Annotated in this window: 20 protein-coding genes; 3 read left to right on the top strand and 17 right to left on the bottom strand. The window is 34.1% G+C overall.

The window, feature by feature from the left end:
- Positions 1-57 precede the first annotated feature (57 nt).
- The 8 genes from CRN91_RS05515 to CRN91_RS05480 form a co-directional block, all read right to left on the bottom strand.
- Entirely contained in the window at positions 58-1,272 is a 1,215-nt protein-coding gene (locus tag CRN91_RS05515) for an IscS subfamily cysteine desulfurase (protein ID WP_114115440.1), read from the bottom strand.
- A gap of 19 nt (positions 1,273-1,291) precedes the next feature.
- Positions 1,292-1,720 carry an Rrf2 family transcriptional regulator gene (locus CRN91_RS05510; protein ID WP_114115439.1) on the bottom strand — a complete coding sequence of 143 codons (429 nt, stop codon included), beginning with the start codon at positions 1,718-1,720 and terminating at the stop codon, positions 1,292-1,294.
- A 79-nt stretch (positions 1,721-1,799) separates the two neighbouring features.
- Positions 1,800-2,474, bottom strand: a complete 675-nt coding sequence (gene cysE, locus CRN91_RS05505) for a serine O-acetyltransferase (RefSeq protein ID WP_114115438.1) — start codon at positions 2,472-2,474, stop codon at positions 1,800-1,802.
- Positions 2,475-2,489: 15 nt separating this feature from the next.
- Positions 2,490-3,338 carry a lysophospholipid acyltransferase family protein gene (locus CRN91_RS05500; RefSeq protein WP_114115437.1) on the bottom strand — a complete coding sequence of 283 codons (849 nt, stop codon included), beginning with the start codon at positions 3,336-3,338 and terminating at the stop codon, positions 2,490-2,492.
- A gap of 2 nt (positions 3,339-3,340) precedes the next feature.
- Positions 3,341-4,714: a TolC family protein gene (locus CRN91_RS05495; RefSeq protein WP_371412763.1), complete on the bottom strand. Its 1,374-nt coding sequence runs from the start codon at positions 4,712-4,714 to the stop codon at positions 3,341-3,343.
- Positions 4,715-4,829: 115 nt separating this feature from the next.
- The gene (locus tag CRN91_RS05490; RefSeq protein WP_114115435.1) at positions 4,830-5,354 is read right to left on the bottom strand and encodes a shikimate kinase; all 525 of its coding nucleotides are present in this window, start codon (positions 5,352-5,354) and stop codon (positions 4,830-4,832) included.
- A gap of 15 nt (positions 5,355-5,369) precedes the next feature.
- Positions 5,370-5,558 (bottom strand): zinc-finger domain-containing protein, encoded by a 189-nt coding sequence (locus CRN91_RS05485; protein WP_114115434.1) that lies wholly within the window; start codon positions 5,556-5,558, stop codon positions 5,370-5,372.
- On the bottom strand, positions 5,549-6,478 hold the full coding sequence (locus CRN91_RS05480; RefSeq protein ID WP_174688445.1) for a branched-chain amino acid transaminase: 930 nt from the start codon (positions 6,476-6,478) through the stop codon (positions 5,549-5,551). Before CRN91_RS05480 ends, CRN91_RS05485 begins: the two co-directional genes overlap by 10 nt.
- 182 nt (positions 6,479-6,660) lie before the next feature.
- Here CRN91_RS05480 and CRN91_RS05475 point away from each other — a divergent pair, with 182 nt between their 5' ends.
- Both CRN91_RS05475 and rsgA read left to right on the top strand, forming a co-directional pair.
- Positions 6,661-7,905, top strand: a complete 1,245-nt coding sequence (locus tag CRN91_RS05475) for a M48 family metallopeptidase (protein ID WP_114115432.1) — start codon at positions 6,661-6,663, stop codon at positions 7,903-7,905.
- A 95-nt stretch (positions 7,906-8,000) separates the two neighbouring features.
- Positions 8,001-8,963 (top strand): ribosome small subunit-dependent GTPase A, encoded by a 963-nt coding sequence (gene rsgA / locus CRN91_RS05470; protein WP_114115431.1) that lies wholly within the window; start codon positions 8,001-8,003, stop codon positions 8,961-8,963.
- Between the two features lie 3 nt (positions 8,964-8,966).
- On the opposite strand, the gene CRN91_RS05465 is transcribed toward rsgA, so the two are convergent.
- The 4 genes from CRN91_RS05465 to hemH all read right to left on the bottom strand — a co-directional run bounded on the left by CRN91_RS05465 (position 8,967) and on the right by hemH (position 12,162).
- Positions 8,967-9,608 (bottom strand): class I SAM-dependent methyltransferase, encoded by a 642-nt coding sequence (locus tag CRN91_RS05465; protein ID WP_114115430.1) that lies wholly within the window; start codon positions 9,606-9,608, stop codon positions 8,967-8,969.
- Positions 9,609-9,633: 25 nt separating this feature from the next.
- Positions 9,634-10,119 carry an FKBP-type peptidyl-prolyl cis-trans isomerase gene (locus tag CRN91_RS05460; protein WP_114115429.1) on the bottom strand — a complete coding sequence of 162 codons (486 nt, stop codon included), beginning with the start codon at positions 10,117-10,119 and terminating at the stop codon, positions 9,634-9,636.
- Positions 10,120-10,274: 155 nt separating this feature from the next.
- Positions 10,275-11,126, bottom strand: coding sequence for a TIGR01777 family oxidoreductase (locus CRN91_RS05455; RefSeq protein WP_114115428.1), 852 nt, complete (start codon positions 11,124-11,126; stop codon positions 10,275-10,277).
- A 1-nt stretch (position 11,127) separates the two neighbouring features.
- The gene (hemH, locus tag CRN91_RS05450) at positions 11,128-12,162 is read right to left on the bottom strand and encodes a ferrochelatase (RefSeq protein WP_114115427.1); all 1,035 of its coding nucleotides are present in this window, start codon (positions 12,160-12,162) and stop codon (positions 11,128-11,130) included.
- Positions 12,163-12,269: 107 nt separating this feature from the next.
- Here hemH and CRN91_RS05445 point away from each other — a divergent pair, with 107 nt between their 5' ends.
- Positions 12,270-12,638, top strand: a complete 369-nt coding sequence (locus CRN91_RS05445; RefSeq protein ID WP_114115426.1) for a sirohydrochlorin chelatase — start codon at positions 12,270-12,272, stop codon at positions 12,636-12,638.
- Positions 12,639-12,648: 10 nt separating this feature from the next.
- Here the strand turns inward: CRN91_RS05445 and glk are convergent, their stop codons facing one another.
- The 5 genes from glk to CRN91_RS05420 form a co-directional block, all read right to left on the bottom strand.
- The gene (gene glk, locus CRN91_RS05440) at positions 12,649-13,587 is read right to left on the bottom strand and encodes a glucokinase (RefSeq protein ID WP_254424919.1); all 939 of its coding nucleotides are present in this window, start codon (positions 13,585-13,587) and stop codon (positions 12,649-12,651) included.
- Positions 13,588-13,628: 41 nt separating this feature from the next.
- The gene (locus CRN91_RS05435; RefSeq protein WP_114116071.1) at positions 13,629-13,964 is read right to left on the bottom strand and encodes a cupin domain-containing protein; all 336 of its coding nucleotides are present in this window, start codon (positions 13,962-13,964) and stop codon (positions 13,629-13,631) included.
- A 114-nt stretch (positions 13,965-14,078) separates the two neighbouring features.
- A complete protein-coding gene (locus CRN91_RS05430; protein ID WP_114115424.1) occupies positions 14,079-14,480 on the bottom strand; it encodes a hypothetical protein in 402 nt (133 codons plus the stop codon).
- Positions 14,481-14,636: 156 nt separating this feature from the next.
- Positions 14,637-15,851 (bottom strand): ammonium transporter AmtB, encoded by a 1,215-nt coding sequence (locus tag CRN91_RS05425; RefSeq protein ID WP_114115423.1) that lies wholly within the window; start codon positions 15,849-15,851, stop codon positions 14,637-14,639.
- 12 nt (positions 15,852-15,863) lie between these two features.
- Positions 15,864-16,208 (bottom strand): P-II family nitrogen regulator, encoded by a 345-nt coding sequence (locus tag CRN91_RS05420; protein WP_114115422.1) that lies wholly within the window; start codon positions 16,206-16,208, stop codon positions 15,864-15,866.
- Positions 16,209-16,364: the final 156 nt, after the last annotated feature.

The raw sequence follows: 16,364 nt of genomic DNA, 5'->3' as shown, positions 1-16,364 counted from the left end.
TTAACTATTAATTTTACTCTATACATGATTCAAGTTTTCGATAACTCTTCCTTTTGCTTAGTGGGCAGCCCACTCAACAGAACTTAAATCAACGCCATCCTTAAACATATCCCATAAAGGCGATAAATCTCTTAATTTTTCAACTTTTTCACGTACTAGCGTAATCGCATCATCAACATCCTTTTCTGTTGTGTATCGACCAACACTAAAGCGAATTGAGCTATGAGCTAATTCATCACTTAGCCCTAATGCTCTTAACACATAAGAAGGCTCAAGACTTGCTGATGTACATGCTGAACCTGAAGATACAGCAACTCCAGAAATAGCCATCATTAATGACTCACCCTCAACGTAATTGAAACTAATATTTAAATTACTTCCAATTCTCTGATCAAGATCACCATTAACAACCACCTCTTCCATATCGGAAAAACCAGCATAAAGTCTATCTCTAAGTTTTTTAGTTCTTACTCCCTCATCCTTCATCTCAGCCTGAGCAATTGCAAAAGCCTCACCCATACCAACAATTTGATGGGTAGCTAAAGTTCCAGAACGCATTCCACGCTCATGGCCACCGCCATGCATTTGAGCCTCTAGTCTAACTCTAGGCTTCCTAGAGACGTATAGTGCTCCCATACCTTTTGGACCATAAATCTTATGCGCTGAGAAACTCATTAAATCAACTGGCAGAGAGCTTAAATCAATTTCAATCTTACCAACAGATTGTGCAGCATCTACATGAAAAAATACCTTATTCTCTCTACAAATATCACCAATTGCCTGAAGGTCTTGAATAACACCAATTTCATTATTAACATGCATAAATGAGGCAAGAATTGTATCCTCTCTAATAACACTTTTAAATAAGTCAATATCCAACAAACCATTGGGAAGAGGATCAAGATAAGTGACCTCAAAACCTTCTCGTTCTAATTGACGGCAGGTATCTAGAATAGCCTTATGCTCAGTTTTAAGAGTGATAATATGTTTACCACGTTTATGATAAAAATTAGCAATACCTTTTAATGCAAGATTATTAGATTCAGTAGCGCCAGAAGTCCAGACAATTTCCCTAGGATCAGCGCTAATTAGCTCTGCTACCTGGTTTCGGGCATTATCAACTGCTTTCTCAGCTTGCCATCCATAATGATGAGAGCGAGAAGCAGGATTACCAAAATCACCTTCCATTGTTAAATATTTAGCCATTTTTTTAGCAACCCGAGCATCAACTGGCGTAGTAGATGAGTAATCCATGTATGTAGGAGTCAACATAATTTTATTCCTTTAATTATTAATTTAAATTTAAATCTTGGTTAGATTGGTAATCATCAATTACCTGTTGAAGATTTCTAGTACTTAGAAAACCTCTAATTTGATCACTAACCTCACACCATAAATGGTGAGACAAGCACTGCTTACCCCTTAAGCAATCCTTAGCACCATGACAGCGACGAAGATCAATATTTTCATCAACTGCCTCTATAATTTCTGTAAGCGTGACATCAACAGCATTGACATTAAGAAGATACCCTCCACCCGGCCCTCTAACGCTTTTGACTAGAGATGCTTTTCTTAATTTAGCAAAAAGTTGTTCTAAATATGAAAGTGAAATGTTCTGTCTTTGAGATATCATATCTAGCGTAACTGGCTTAGCAGATTCATTAGAAGCCAAGTCAAGCATAGCGGTAACTGCGTACCTTCCTTTAGTTGTTAGTTGCATAAAATTCTCTACTAATAAAATTTGGTGAAATTATACTAGTAACCAAGGAATTTAGTCAAGTATTAAATTCATTAAAAGTTTACTTTTTCTCAACATCATGAATTTTTGTATCTAGCGTTAACTTTGCCATTTTTTCATCCATTTCAGCCAAACGCTCAATAATAGAATTGACAGCTTGCAAAGTCGGATCATTAGTAGTTCCTGAGGAGCTGGCAGCATAGGAGTCAAAGGTGTCAATTTCACTACTTTTCTTTCTTACAACTCTTCCAGGAATACCCACTACAGTTTCGTTATCATCTATGGATCTCACAACAACTGAATTAGAGCCAACACGAACATTTTTTCCAAGTGTAACTGGCCCTAAAATTTTAGCTCCAGCACCAATAATAACGCCGTCCATTAAAGTTGGATGGCGCTTCTCTTTATCCCATGAAGTTCCTCCTAGTGTAACCCCATGATAAATCATACAATCATCACCAATTTCAGAAGTCTCACCAATTACTACACCCATTCCATGATCAATGAAAAAACGTCTACCAATAATAGCTCCTGGATGAATTTCAATTCCAGTAATTAATCTAGCAAATGTAGAAATAAAACGCGCTAACCAATAAAGCTTATAACCCCATAATAGGTGAGTTAATCTATAAATAATAACTGCCTGAACGCCAGAGTAACAGGTAATAATTTCAAACATATTCCTGGCAGCGGGATCACGGTCAAAGACACTCCGGATATCTTCTATAATTTTCATAGAAAGATTATACCATCAAGGCTTATTATAGGAATGAGTTGACTTAAATCTTCGATAACTCCACATATATTGCTCAGGAAGTCTTTTAATCAGATTTTCGATGGCAATATTCATAGTTGTAACTTGTTGTAATATATCATCACTATCAAAATTTATATCTAATGACTCATAATTTAGATCATAGCCTTTTCCATTGTCAAGACGATTAGCCCAAAACATTAAAACTTGAGCGTTATGTTTTTTTGCTAATCTGACTAATAAAGTCATTGTATTAACTTCTTTGTTAAAAAATGGCGCCAAAATTCCACCCTCCTCTCCAGGGTCTTGATCAGGCAAAATACCAACTAAATCACCATTTTTTAAAGTACGTTGAATTTGAAGAACACCAGCTTTATCGGCAGTTGCCATTGAAAGGTTTCCTTGATTTCTTCTTTTAAATAGATAATTATTTTGCTTTTGATTTCTAAGAGGTTTAAACATGAATGTCACTTTACGTGAATCAGCAAGAACTCGCCCCGTAATCTCCCAACATCCAATATGGGGTACCAATAAAATTGTTTTTTTAGAAGACTCAAGAAGATCAGAGCCATTAATATTTCTAATATATTTAGAATTTTCTGAAAAATCTTGATTCCAAATTAAGCCAGATTCAGTTAAGTTTTTTCCAGTTTCAACTAAAGATTTTTTTACAAGTAAATCTTTTTCAATAGAAGATAAATGGGGCAAACATATTTGAATATTTTGAGAAGTTACTCTTTTAGCATTAGTATTAAATATGAAGAGTAACTTACCAATAAAAGAGCCTAAAAGATGATTAGTCTTTAGAGGCAGAATAGAGCATAAAGACAAAAAAAGACCAGTCATATTTAATTAAATAACTGATCAATCGCGGATTTGTAGTCAATAATTATTTTTTGATAAGTTCCTGCTGCTTGGACATATGTAAGATTGGCTAGGTTTGCATTCTTTTGTGCAGCTATTACAAGCGATTTTTCACCTCTAGCTTCACCATATTTAATTTGCTCCTCAATAACCTTCTCATCAGCTAATGATCCTTGTTCTAAATAAAGAATCACAAGGTCAGATAAAAGATCAACTTGCGCCAGTAAATAATTAATTTGATAAACATCATTTATTTCCGCTTCATCTCTTAAGGCATCGATATTTGACATGCTAATTTCTGTTCTCTCAACATCAAGAAGTTCTTTTCTTACTCCGAGTGGATAAGACAGATCAACGCCTATATTCCAAGAATAATCCCTATTTCCAAAACTACTAAAGTATTTATTATCTTCCCCTTGTGAGGATAGTCCTAGATTAAGATTAACATTTGGCATAGTTTTATTATCATAAGTTTGCAGTTGTCTTTGCAACCTCGCTTTATCGAAATCAAACTTTTTAAAAGATCTTGATTGTCTAACGAAAACCTTTGGATCAATCTTGGTTAATTCTTGCTCTTCAAATAAATTCATATTGACAATCATGTCCGACTCACGAGCGCCTATCAGAGCAGCCAATTCTTGTCTTTCAATAATTAACTCCTTACTTGACTGAAGAGATTGCTGCTTGGATTTAACATAGAGATCTTTGTCTCGAAGAAGAGTAGATTTATCTATTAAAGAATTTAAATACTTCTCCTCTGAAAGATCAAGTTGCTGCTTGGTTAATTCAAGATCACGTTTATGGATTTTAACAATTTCTTGCTTTAGAGCTAGATCAATGAATTTTTTAAGCTTAGATGCTAGGAAATTTTCAGCTTGCTCTTCAAGATTGACCTTATTTGCTGCAAGATCAAGAGAAGCAATATCAATAGCTAAACGATCATTTATACCGTCCTTATTTTGCAGCAAGGGTCTTATATAACCAACTTCAAATACATTACTATTAACTGCAGTAGAATCTTTATCATTTCTATTCCATGAGTGCTTTAAATTTACAGTAGATCCAGAATTTTCAACCTTCCTATCAGCAGAGACTTCATAACTAGTTGTGTAAAGCTCTTTATAGGCTCTTGCTGCGGTATCTTCGCCACTTTGATAAGAATTACCAGCAGAGGCCTTAATATTCCAATCAGAGTATGTTAAAGAAGACTTTTGATCTATTAAACTTGTTTTTTCAGACAGGGATAATTGCACAAAATAGGGGTGTGATTCCACTAATTTCGAACTAAATTCATTTATAGTAATGGCATGCACATTCAAAGCTGCAACCAAGCCAAATAATAAAATAATTTTTCTCAACACATTCTCCCTTTTAATCTTACAAAACTAAATAATTACAACCAATAGTATAAATCTTGAACTAAATATTTTAGTGAATTTTTGATACACTTTACTTAAAAGACTAAAAAATAAATTATGATTCAATATTATTTACAATCTCTTCGATTACTTCAGTGAGTTTTTTTCCATTAGTATTTATGTTAACAGAAGCAACATCTTGGTAGAACCCCTCTCTAGCATCAATAATATCAGAAATTGTTTTTCTACGATCTTTGCTTCGCTCAAGAAGTGGCCGTGTTTTTGACTTAGATGTTCTTCTAAGGATTTGCTCTATTGAGGATGATAAATATATTACCATGGCCGAAACTTTCATTAAATCTCTATTTTCATGACTTAAAACAACTCCTCCACCCGTTGCAATAATAATATTTTTCATAGAACATAAATTTTTTAAAATTTCAGTCTCTCTCTCCCTAAAGCCACTCTCACCCTCAATTTCAAATATATGATCAATACTTACACCAGTCCTATTAATAATTTCATGATCTGAATCATAGAAATCTTTTTTTAACCTCTCTGAAAGTTTTCTACCAACCGTTGTTTTGCCAGACCCCATTGGCCCAACTAGAATAATATTTATATTTGAATCAACTTTCATTTTAACAATTAAAGATTATTGATCTAATTGGTAATTAGCACCACAATAAGGACAACTTGCAGCTCCATCTTTAGAAAAAGATAGGAAAACTTTTGGATGCATATTCCATTTTGATGATTCTTTTGGTGGACAATGAAAAGGCAATTCTCCCTTAGAAACAATAGTAAAACTTAATTGTGGCGAATTAAGATTTGTCAAACACATCTCCCATTATTAATCCATTCTAGATAATCAGTATTACGACCATGAACACAGTCAAAGTAAAGTGTTTGTAATTTTTCTGTTAGAGGGCCTCTGGTACCAGCTCCTATTTGATTCGCATCTAAATCTCTTATTGGCGTAATTTCAGCAGCAGTTCCTGTAAAAAATGCTTCATCAGCATTGTAAATTTCATCGCAATTTAAATTTTTCTCTACTATCTTATATCCCAAATTTTTTGCTAGAGTAAAAATAGTGTGCCTAGTTATTCCAGGCAATGCAGAAGTTAAATGAGGCGTGTAGAGGATATTATCTTTAATAATAAAAATATTTTCACCACTGCCCTCAGAAACCAGTCCTTCAGAGTCAAGCATTAAGGCTTCATCAAAACCATGGTCCTGAGCCTCTTTAAGCGCCATCATTGAGTTAACATAATTACCATTTGTTTTTGCACCAGCCATTGACGGATGAGCATGGACTCTAGCATAAGAAGAGGTTCGAATCCTTATCCCATTCTTCATATTATCTTCACCCAAGTATGCACCCCACTCCCAAGCTGCGATCATAACGTGTACTTTTAAATTATCCGCCCTTAAGCCCATTCCTTCAGAACCATAAAAACACATTGGTCTTATGTAAGCTGACTTTAAATTATTTTTAACAACAACCTCTCTTTGGGCTTGATTTAAAGATTCAACACTGAATGGTATTTTCATTCCAAGAATTTTTGTTGAATTAAACAGACGATTCGTATGGTCATCGAGTCTAAATATTGCAGGTCCATCTTCTGTTTCATAAGCACGAACACCCTCAAAGGCTCCCATGCCGTAGTGGAGAGTATGAGTAAGAACATGAATCTTAGCATCTCTCCAGTCTAACCACTCTCCATCCATCCAAATGAAGCCATCTCTATCTTCCATAGTCATCATAAAAACCCTAATTCTTTAAAAAGTAATCAATAAAAATTTAATATTATTATAGATATAAACACAAAATTATACCCATCTCATATGGGCATTCATTGAATATGATATGATTTTACTGATGAAGACTATTATTAATTCTCAAGGTATAATTTAATCTTAATTTTTTAAAATAAATCAGACAAATGGAATTTAATTTTTTTACATTTTTATTTTTACTTGCAATACTAACTTCAGTCATAGCCCTTCTTTGGCTTAATTTTAGGCAAGATAAATCTATTAAGAACTCGTTCAATAAAGTCCCACAGGGTTTTAGTGATAATATTAGCATTGAAGATCATCAAAAAGCTGGTAAATATACTCAAGCAAAGTTACTAGTCAATCATTTTGAAATTATTTTTTCTACACTTGTTCTGCTGATATGGACTCTTGGTGGCGCAATGAACTGGCTTGATCAATTCTGGAGTTTAAGGATTTCAGATCCAATATTAATGGGAACTATATTTATTTTAAGCATCATGCTTATTGCGAGCTTCGTAGACCTGCCATTTAGTATTTACCGTAACTTTATTCTTGAACAGAGGTTTGGCTTTAATCGAATGACAGTGAGAACTTTTATTGGTGATTTGATTAAAGAAATATTGATAACTCTAATTCTAATGTTGCCACTTATATATGCCATTTTGTATCTTATGAATTTAGATTCTATTAGAGACTTCTGGTGGATTTATGTTTGGATAATTATTACTCTTTTCACTCTAACTATGATGTGGATCTATCCATCGTTTATTGCACCTATCTTTAATAAATTTAATCCACTAGATAACGAAGTTTTAAAAAATCGAATTACTAACCTTCTTGAAAGAACAGGTTTTGGCAGTGATGGTATCTATGTAATGGATGGATCAAAACGTTCATCGCATGGTAATGCCTATTTCACAGGGATTGGTAAAAATAAAAGAATTGTTTTCTTTGATACACTCCTTAACGGCATGGAAGATAAGGAAATTGAAGCAATTCTTGCACACGAACTAGGTCATTTTCATCATAAACATACACGACAAAGAATGATTAGCTCATTTATTTTTAGCTTCGTAAGTCTAGCAATTCTTGGCTATCTAATTAATCAAGTATGGTTTTATAATGGACTTGGTATTTCCACTCCATCAGCACATACAGCACTAGTGTTATTTAGTTTTGCTTTGCCTGTTTTTAGTTTTTTTATTACCCCTTTTAGTAATTTAATGTCAAGAAAACATGAATATCAAGCAGACGCTTTTGCAGCAACTCATACAGATGCTAAAGATTTAATTTCATCTTTAATAAAGCTGTACAAAGAAAATTCATCTTCGTTATCACCTGATAAGCTTTATTCAGCATTTCATGACTCTCATCCAAGTGCTGTGCTGAGAATTGAGCGTCTTCAATAAAGGATAATTTATCAATAGTCTTAAATCAAATATTTTTTTTATAGTATTAATAAGTTCTTTTTTTATTTCAAAGATTAAAAAAAACAAATAGCTTAATGACACTCACAAGAAGACAAAAGTGGCGTATTGAGAAAGTTCAATCTGAAAAAATTAGTCGTGCTAATAATGCATCAATTAAAGCAGAAAGTAGTATTGAAAAAGGTACAGAAGAGCTCCATGGCCTTGTAATAACAAGATATGGTCAACGGCAATTAATAGAGTCTAATCATGGTGACCTTTTCCAAGCAACAGGTAGACAAAATATTGGGCTGTCTGTAGCAGGAGATAGGGTCCTATTTCAAAAAGTTGAGGGTGATGAAGGGGTTGTAACTGCAATATATCCTCGTAAAACTGAACTTAAAAGACAAGATCGTCTTATAGCAGCAAATATTGACCAATTATGGCTTGTCGTTGCAATTGAGCCCCATTACCAGTTTGAGCTTATTGATCGTTACCTAATAATGGCCGAAAATTCGAATCTACCAATAAATATTATTGTTAATAAAATTGAGCTTTCAAATAATGATAATCAACTCTCTAATGATTTTTCTCACTATATTGACCTTGGCTATGATGTCCACTTTCTTAGTGTCAAAAATAAAATAAACTTGGAGAAATTAAAGAAAAGTCTTGTTAATAGATCTCATATATTTCTTGGTCAATCTGGTGTCGGCAAGTCATCACTAATCAATTCACTTATCCCTGATTTAGATTTAAGAGTAAATGAAATATCAACAAAAAGTAAGTTAGGAAAGCATACAACAACTAATACTACTATTTATCATATCCCTTCTGGTGGTGACTTAATTGACTCGCCAGGAATTAGAGAGTTTCAATTAGATGATCTCACTGAAAAGCAAATAGTTAATGGCTTTAGAGAATTTAAATCATTAATTGGTAAGTGTCGATTCAGGAACTGTCAGCACATCAATGAACCAAATTGTGCTATAAAAAAGGCAATAGAATCTGGAAATATTAACTCTTCTCGTTATGAAAGCTATTTAAATATTCTCCCGTAACCATTATTTTCTAAAAAAAATAACTCTCTCAGAAATAAATTCAACTTCCAAATCAAGGTTACTTGCTAAGTAATTTAAGGTCTTCTTGCTAAAAAAACCAATGTGTGAGGGATCATTTTTGTAATACCAATTACTAAAATCAATTTTAGACGTCAATATTTGAGTCATTACTGCAAGATAACCGCCAGCATTAAGACATTTAATTAATCTATTGATCTCAGTCATTGGATTACTTAAATGCTCTATAACCTCGGTAGCAGTAATAAAATCATATTTTCGATTAAATACTGACGTATCTTTAGCATAAAACTTATCAAATAAAGCTACTTTATGTCCATAATCCTCTAGCATTAAAGATAAAGTAGGTCCAGGACCAGAGCCAAAGTCCAAGCCAAATGAATTGTCTGAAATTTTTTTTAAAAGAGGCTCTGATAACTGTGATAAGAATTGTCGGTAACGAACATCCTTAGGATCATTATTGTGAGTGTCGTACCTCAATTTCTCTTCATCTTCTGAGAGCTGGTAAATTTTAGGAACAAAGACATATTCACAGTTCAGGCAAATAAGGAATTGCCTAGAATTTTCCTTATGAAAATGACTCGTTTTATCTGATTGACATAGCGAGCAAGTGATTATAGAACTCACTAAAACCCGCTATTAATGTTGAAATTTAATGTGAGTGACCGCCTGGCGCATGAACATGGCCATGAGATAATTCCTCTTCTTGTGCGTCTCTAACCTCTTCAATACTGACAGAGAAATGAAGGGTCTCGCCAGCTAAAGGATGATTAGCATCAACTGTAATTTTATCATCTTCAATTTTAATTACAGACACAACAAATGGATTTCCATCTTGATCTTGCGATTGGAGCTGCATACCAACGGTTACCTCTTCTATACCCTGTAATGCAGAACTTGGAATTTCTTGAATAGCATCATCCATTTTAAGGCCATAGCCTTCTTCTGGCTCTACAGAAACTTCCTTTTTATCACCAGATTTACAGCCCTCTAAAGCATTTTCTAAGCCAGGAATGATATTTCCATGGCCTTGTAAAAATGCTAAAGGCTCTTTACCGTCAGAAGAATCTATAACCTCACCTTTATCATTTTTAAGAGTGTAATGCATTAAAACAACTTTATCCTTACTTACCTTCATGTTTACTCCAAAATTAAATACAAAAAAAACCTTCTTTTAACTGAAGGCCTAAATTACTAATGAACGAAAAAACTTCATAAAGTCCTTAAGGTCATCAAACTAATGCATTTTATCATACTCATAGTGAATTTCATGTCAAAGGAAAAGAGTATAAATTACCCTAAAACTAAATTATCAATGGCACTTTCAATGTCAGGGTAATCAAATTCAAAGCCTTCATCTATTAAGCGCCCAGGAAAAACAGAAACACTTTGAGTTAGAACTCTAGAGCCACTGCCAAATAATAGTTTAAGCTGCCACTCAAAAAGGGGGGCAATAAAAGGTCTTTTCAGAGCCTTTGCAAGAACTTTTCCAAAATATCTTTGCTGAATAGGCTTTGGTGATGTGACGTTATATATTCCAGTTTTTTTAGGATTTAAAATAATATAATTAAATACCTTTATTAGATCATTAACATGAATCCAAGAGAAACATTGACTTCCATCTTTAATCGGGCCACCTAAACCAAGAAAATATGGAAGATATAACTTTTTAAGTACTCCACCTTTTCTCGATAAGACAACGCCAAATCTAAAAATAATGACCTCATTTGAAATCAATTTTGCAGCATCCTCCCACGCTATTGAAAGCTTTGCTAGGTAGTCACTTCCAGATTCATTATGCGTTTCTAGATATGGTTTATCACAATTTGATTCGGGGTAATACCCTACTCCTGAGGCACATATAACTCTTGGCTTATCTTTCAGTAGCTTAAATGCTTCTGCAAGCATATGATTTGCATCAACTCTGCTTGTCCAGACTTCCTTGAGATGCTTTTTAGTCCATCTTTTAGCTATAGTTGAACCAGAAAGTTGAATTATTAAATCACTTCCTTCAATACAAGATAACAACTTATCGACTGATTGAAAAGCTTGCCTACCAAAACATTCAATAATATGATCTGAAGATAAATTCTGCCTTAAAGCCTTTCCAATTAGTCCAGTTCCACCTAATACAACTATTTTCACGTCAAATAGTCCAATCTGAGGAATTTTTTAATAGCAACTCAGTTAAAAAATTAATATGATCTTTTCTATCATTTAGTGCCGGTATGTAATCAAAAGACTGACCTCCTGCTTCCATAAAATATGTTTTATTTTCTCCACTTATTTCTTCAATAGTTTCAAGACAATCAGCTGAAAATCCAGGACAAATTACTTGGACACTTTTAATGCCCTTAGCAGGAAGAGACTTTAATGTCTCATCTGTATAGTCTTTCATCCATTCAGCAACACCAAGCCTTGATTGAAAAGTCATCTTATATTGCTCAGGCTTAAGGTCTAATTTTGAGGCAAGTAAGAAAGAGGTTTTACAACACTGGCATGGGTAGTTATCACCCTTATCAAAATATTTTTTAGGAATGCCATGGTACGACATCAATAAAAAATCAGGCTTACCATTAATTTTTTGATACTCCTTAACACTATTTGCTAGCGCCTCGATATATAAATCTTCTTTGTTATAACTGCTAATAAACCTTATATCTGGAACATTTCGCCAACTTGATAGTTCTCTTGCAACAGCATCAAAAACTGAGCCAGTAGAAGAAGCTGCGTACTGAGGATATAAAGGTAAAACTAAAATTTTATTGCACCCTTGAGCCTCTAATTCACCAAGTGCAGAGGCCATAGAGGGATTCCCATAACACATACCTAAGGCAACACTAAATTTACCTGGCAATCTTCTCTCAAGCTCTGATGAAATTGCCTTTTTCTGCATCTTTGAAATTGATAAAAGTGGAGAGCCCTCACCATGAGTGTCCCAGACACTTTTGTATAGTTTTGCTGATCTCCTTGGTCTTAAATTCAAAATAACTATATTTAAAATTAATTGCCAAATCCACTTTGGTGGTGGTGGCTCAATGACACGAGTATCTGATAAAAACTGCCTCAAATAGGGTTTTACTGCTTTTGCTGTGGGTGCATCAGGAGTCCCCAAATTGGCTAAAAGAATGCCAATTTTTGAATCACTTCCCGATTCATGAATAGATGAACTTTTATACAAAACTAGCCCTCAAATATTAATTTTTACAATGTGATAAGATACCCTATAACATTTGTTTCACTGTAAAACATGACAATAGTATTTATACGTCTTTTATCGGATTAAAAATGAATATATTATTATTAATCGCACATGGCAGTAGAAGAGAAGAATCAAATCTTGAAATTGAATCTTTGGTAAAGAAAATTACCTCACTTAATAATGAAGAATTTGATTCAGTTATTCATGGTTTTCTTGAGTTTGCCAGCCCTAATATTGAGGAAGCTATCCAAAAGTGCTCTGATATGGGTGCATCTTCGGTAACAATTCTTCCTTATTTTTTATCTGCTGGTGTTCATATTACAAGAGATATTCCAGAAGAGATAAGTAAGGCATATGCGAAAAATCCAAACTTAAAAATAAAAATTGCAAATTACTTTGGTTCTAGGGATGAGATTGCTGAAATTCTCATTAAAACAGCATTAGATATAAAATAAAAATACTAATTTAATTATTTAAATGGTAGGTGCTTCCTATAAGTCCCATATTCTCTTTTTTGGATATAAATATCGGAATATCAGTCATATAATATTGCAAGCGACCCTTATCTTCAAAACACTTTAAAAAGTCACTTTTAATAAAGTAATCTAAAAAATTTCTTACTAAATCACTTGTAATATAGATACCACCTAAACATCCAGTTGTTAATGCAATAGTTCCAGTAACTGAGCCAAAGATTTGACAAAATAATTGAAGAGTATCCTTAGCTACTTGATCTGGCTTTGATTGTATTGCAGCAGATGATATCTCAGCAGGTTTATTGAATAATGGCTCCTTTGCATTAATTTGACATAAAGCTTTGTATAAATTAACAATGCCACCGCCTGACAAAACTCTTTCAACTGAGACATGACCAAATTGTTTTTTTAATATAGTTAAAATTTCAATTTCTAAAGTTGAGTTTGGTGCAAAGGTTGAATGCCCACCTTGAGCTGGAAGAGGCACCCATCTTTCTGCTGATTTTATTAGCCCACAAGTTCCCAAACCTGTTCCAGGACCAATAACTAACTTGACTCTATCTTGTTGAATAATCCCTTTATTTAAAATAATAACATCATCATTTGTTAGTGAAGTTGTTGCAAGTGCTTGTGCTGAAAAGTCATTAATCCATTTAACTTCAATATGATTTAATGCAATTGAAACATTAGCTTTATTAATAGTCCAGTTATTATTTGCTAACTTGAAGACATCTAGGTGAGTTGTTCCGGCAGTAGCTATAGAAGCTGACTCGATTTGAACATTATCAATTGATGAAAGATAAGAATGAATAGCATCTTGAATAGTTTCAAATTTACGACATTGCAGAGTTTTTATATTAGTTAACTCTGATTTACCTGAAACTACAAGGGCAAACCTTGCATTTGTTCCACCTATATCACCTACCAAATTATAACTTTGCTCGCTAATGATTAGAATATCCTAAATATTTAAGTTCTATAGACATTTTCTCGGTCCCCATCAAATATACAAACCATATATAGATCTACGTCACCAGTATTGTGAACACGATGAAATACCCCATCCTCAATTAAAACCATGTCACCTCCTTCAATTGGGATAGTCTTTTCATCAAGATCCATTTTTCCAGTTCCACTGATTATTAAGTAAACTTCCTCTTTACCATCATGATTATGGCCTTTTGTTGATTTACCAGCGTGAAGAGTCGTTGAGCTAATAACAAAGTTATTTAGAGAGGTATTATCTTTAAGAATGTAAGTTTCATTATCCTTAACCACTTCCCCATCTATATTGTTAATTTTCATGTGCATATTAAAAATATATACTTAATCTAAAAGAGTTATTATCCATAGCTTTATGGACTAAATAATAAACTTTAGAATCAATATTTGAATAAAAATTATTTAAGGAAGTAATTTTTAAATAGATTCAGATTTAGATACATCTTTAGAAGAGTGATGATGTCTTATTGGCGAACTAGATAGCATATCTAGTAGAAAGGTAAACCTCGAATGATGTTTAATATTCTTATCTTTCTTATTAATAAATATATAGGGACCAGTTAAGACATAATTATTTTTTGATATTTCTTTTATTATGATCTTTGTATAATCAAGTTCTACCCCAACATTACTTTTAATCACTCTTTCAAAATAATTTTTTATTTGACTCTTATTAGTTAGGATGTCAGGCAAAAAAGTTGGCATCAAAACACTTTCATTATTATACAAATCTAGAATTGCCTTTAAATCCCCATTATTAAAGGATATTGCCCAACATTCAATAATATCCTCAGGTTTTTTGTCTTTAAAAGCTTCCATAAATAAATTTTTTCTTGAAAAAATTAAACATCATTTTAAACTAGGAAGAACTTTTAAGAGAAATAGAATGACTTCAAAGATATCATTTTTATTGTGATCCATCTTGATGGTTAGCCAGTGGACAAAAAAATCCACTGGCAATTTTTTAAAACTATCCTACTTAGTTACAAACTCTGGGTAAGCCTCTAAGCCACACTCAGAAATATCGGCACCCTCATCTTCATCCTCTTTAGTTACTCGAATTCCCATAAGAGTTTTAAGGGCAAACCAAACAACTCCAGAAGCTACAAATACCCAGACAAAAATAGTAACAGCACCAACTAACTGTCCAGTAAATGTAACGTCACTATTTGTTAGTGGTACAGCCAAAAGACCCCATAAACCAACAACTCCATGGACCGATATTGCGCCAACTGGATCATCAATTCTCAGCTTGCGATCTAACCAAACTATTGAAAGAACTACTAGAATTCCACCAACAGCCCCAATTAGAGTGGCAACTAATACGCTTGGCGTATCTGGACCGGCGGTAATTGCTACAAGCCCTGCTAAAGCTCCATTTAACGTCATAGTTAAGTCTGCTTTTCCAAACCACATTTTCGCTAAAAGAAGCGCTGCAATAACCCCGCCAGCTGCAGCAGCATTGGTATTTACAAATACCATTGCTACAGCGTCCGCACTTTCCTTGCTCGCCATTGCTAGTACCGAGCCACCATTAAAGCCAAACCAACCCATCCATAAAATAAATGTTCCAAGAGTTGCTAAAGGTAGGTTTGCACCTAAAATTGGCATTGATTTTCCATCTTTGTCATACTTACCTTTTCTCGCCCCAAGCAATAGAACGCCTGCAAGTGCAGCAGCAGCTCCTGCCATATGTACAATTCCAGAACCGGCAAAGTCGTAAAATCCAAAGTCACTCAATGAATATAGACCGAAAACGCTTGCTCCGCCCCATGTCCATGAACCTTCTAATGGATAGATGACTGTTGTAAAAATTACTGCAAAAGCAAAGAAAGTAAACAACTTCATTCTCTCTGCCACTGCTCCAGAAACGATTGACATTGACGTAGCTACAAACACTACTTGAAAGTAAAAATCTGCTGCGTTTGAGTAAGACTCACCTTGCCCGCTAATCCCTGATAAGAATGCATCGCCGCCATACATTACGTCATAACCATAAACCATATACATGGTGCAAGCAATGGCAAACAAACCAATATTCTTAGTTAAGATCTCTGCTGTATTTTTACTCCTAACCAGGCCAGCCTCAAGCATTGAGAAACCTGCAGCCATCCACATGACAAGAGCACCCATTACTAAAAAATAAAAAGTATCTATAGCATATTGTAGTTCTAATATTTGATTTTCCATAGCTACCTCCCCCTATACCGCTTCAGGACCAGTTTCACCCGTACGGATACGGATGACCTGCTCAAGACTTGATACAAAAATTTTACCGTCACCAATCTTCCCACCATTGATCTTGCATGCTTTAATGATGGTCTCAATGACCTGCTCAAGCTGCTCATCAGTGATGGCAATCTCTAGTTTTACTTTGGGTAAGAATTCAACCACAAACTCTGCCCCACGATAGAGCTCAGTGTGTCCTTTTTGCCTGCCAAAACCTTTAACCTCAGTTGCTGTAATTCCAGTTACTTCAATCTCAGAAAGCGCTTCTCTAACGCCACTTAACCTCTTTGGCTGAATAATCGCTGTTACCATTTTCATATTAATACTCCATATAATAAAAACAAAAAAGCCCACTACCTTAAAAAAAAGATAGTAGGCTTCTATACCAGTTGAACTCAACTTTAAGCTGACGAAAAAAAACGCTTACCTAGGAATAAACCCAAATAAACGTCATTGTTCTTGCTTAACAACCAA

Source organism: Candidatus Thioglobus sp. NP1 (assembly GCF_003326015.1).
GTDB lineage: Bacteria > Pseudomonadota > Gammaproteobacteria > PS1 > Pseudothioglobaceae > Pseudothioglobus > Pseudothioglobus singularis_A.
This window is presented reverse-complemented; position numbering and strand designations above follow the sequence as displayed.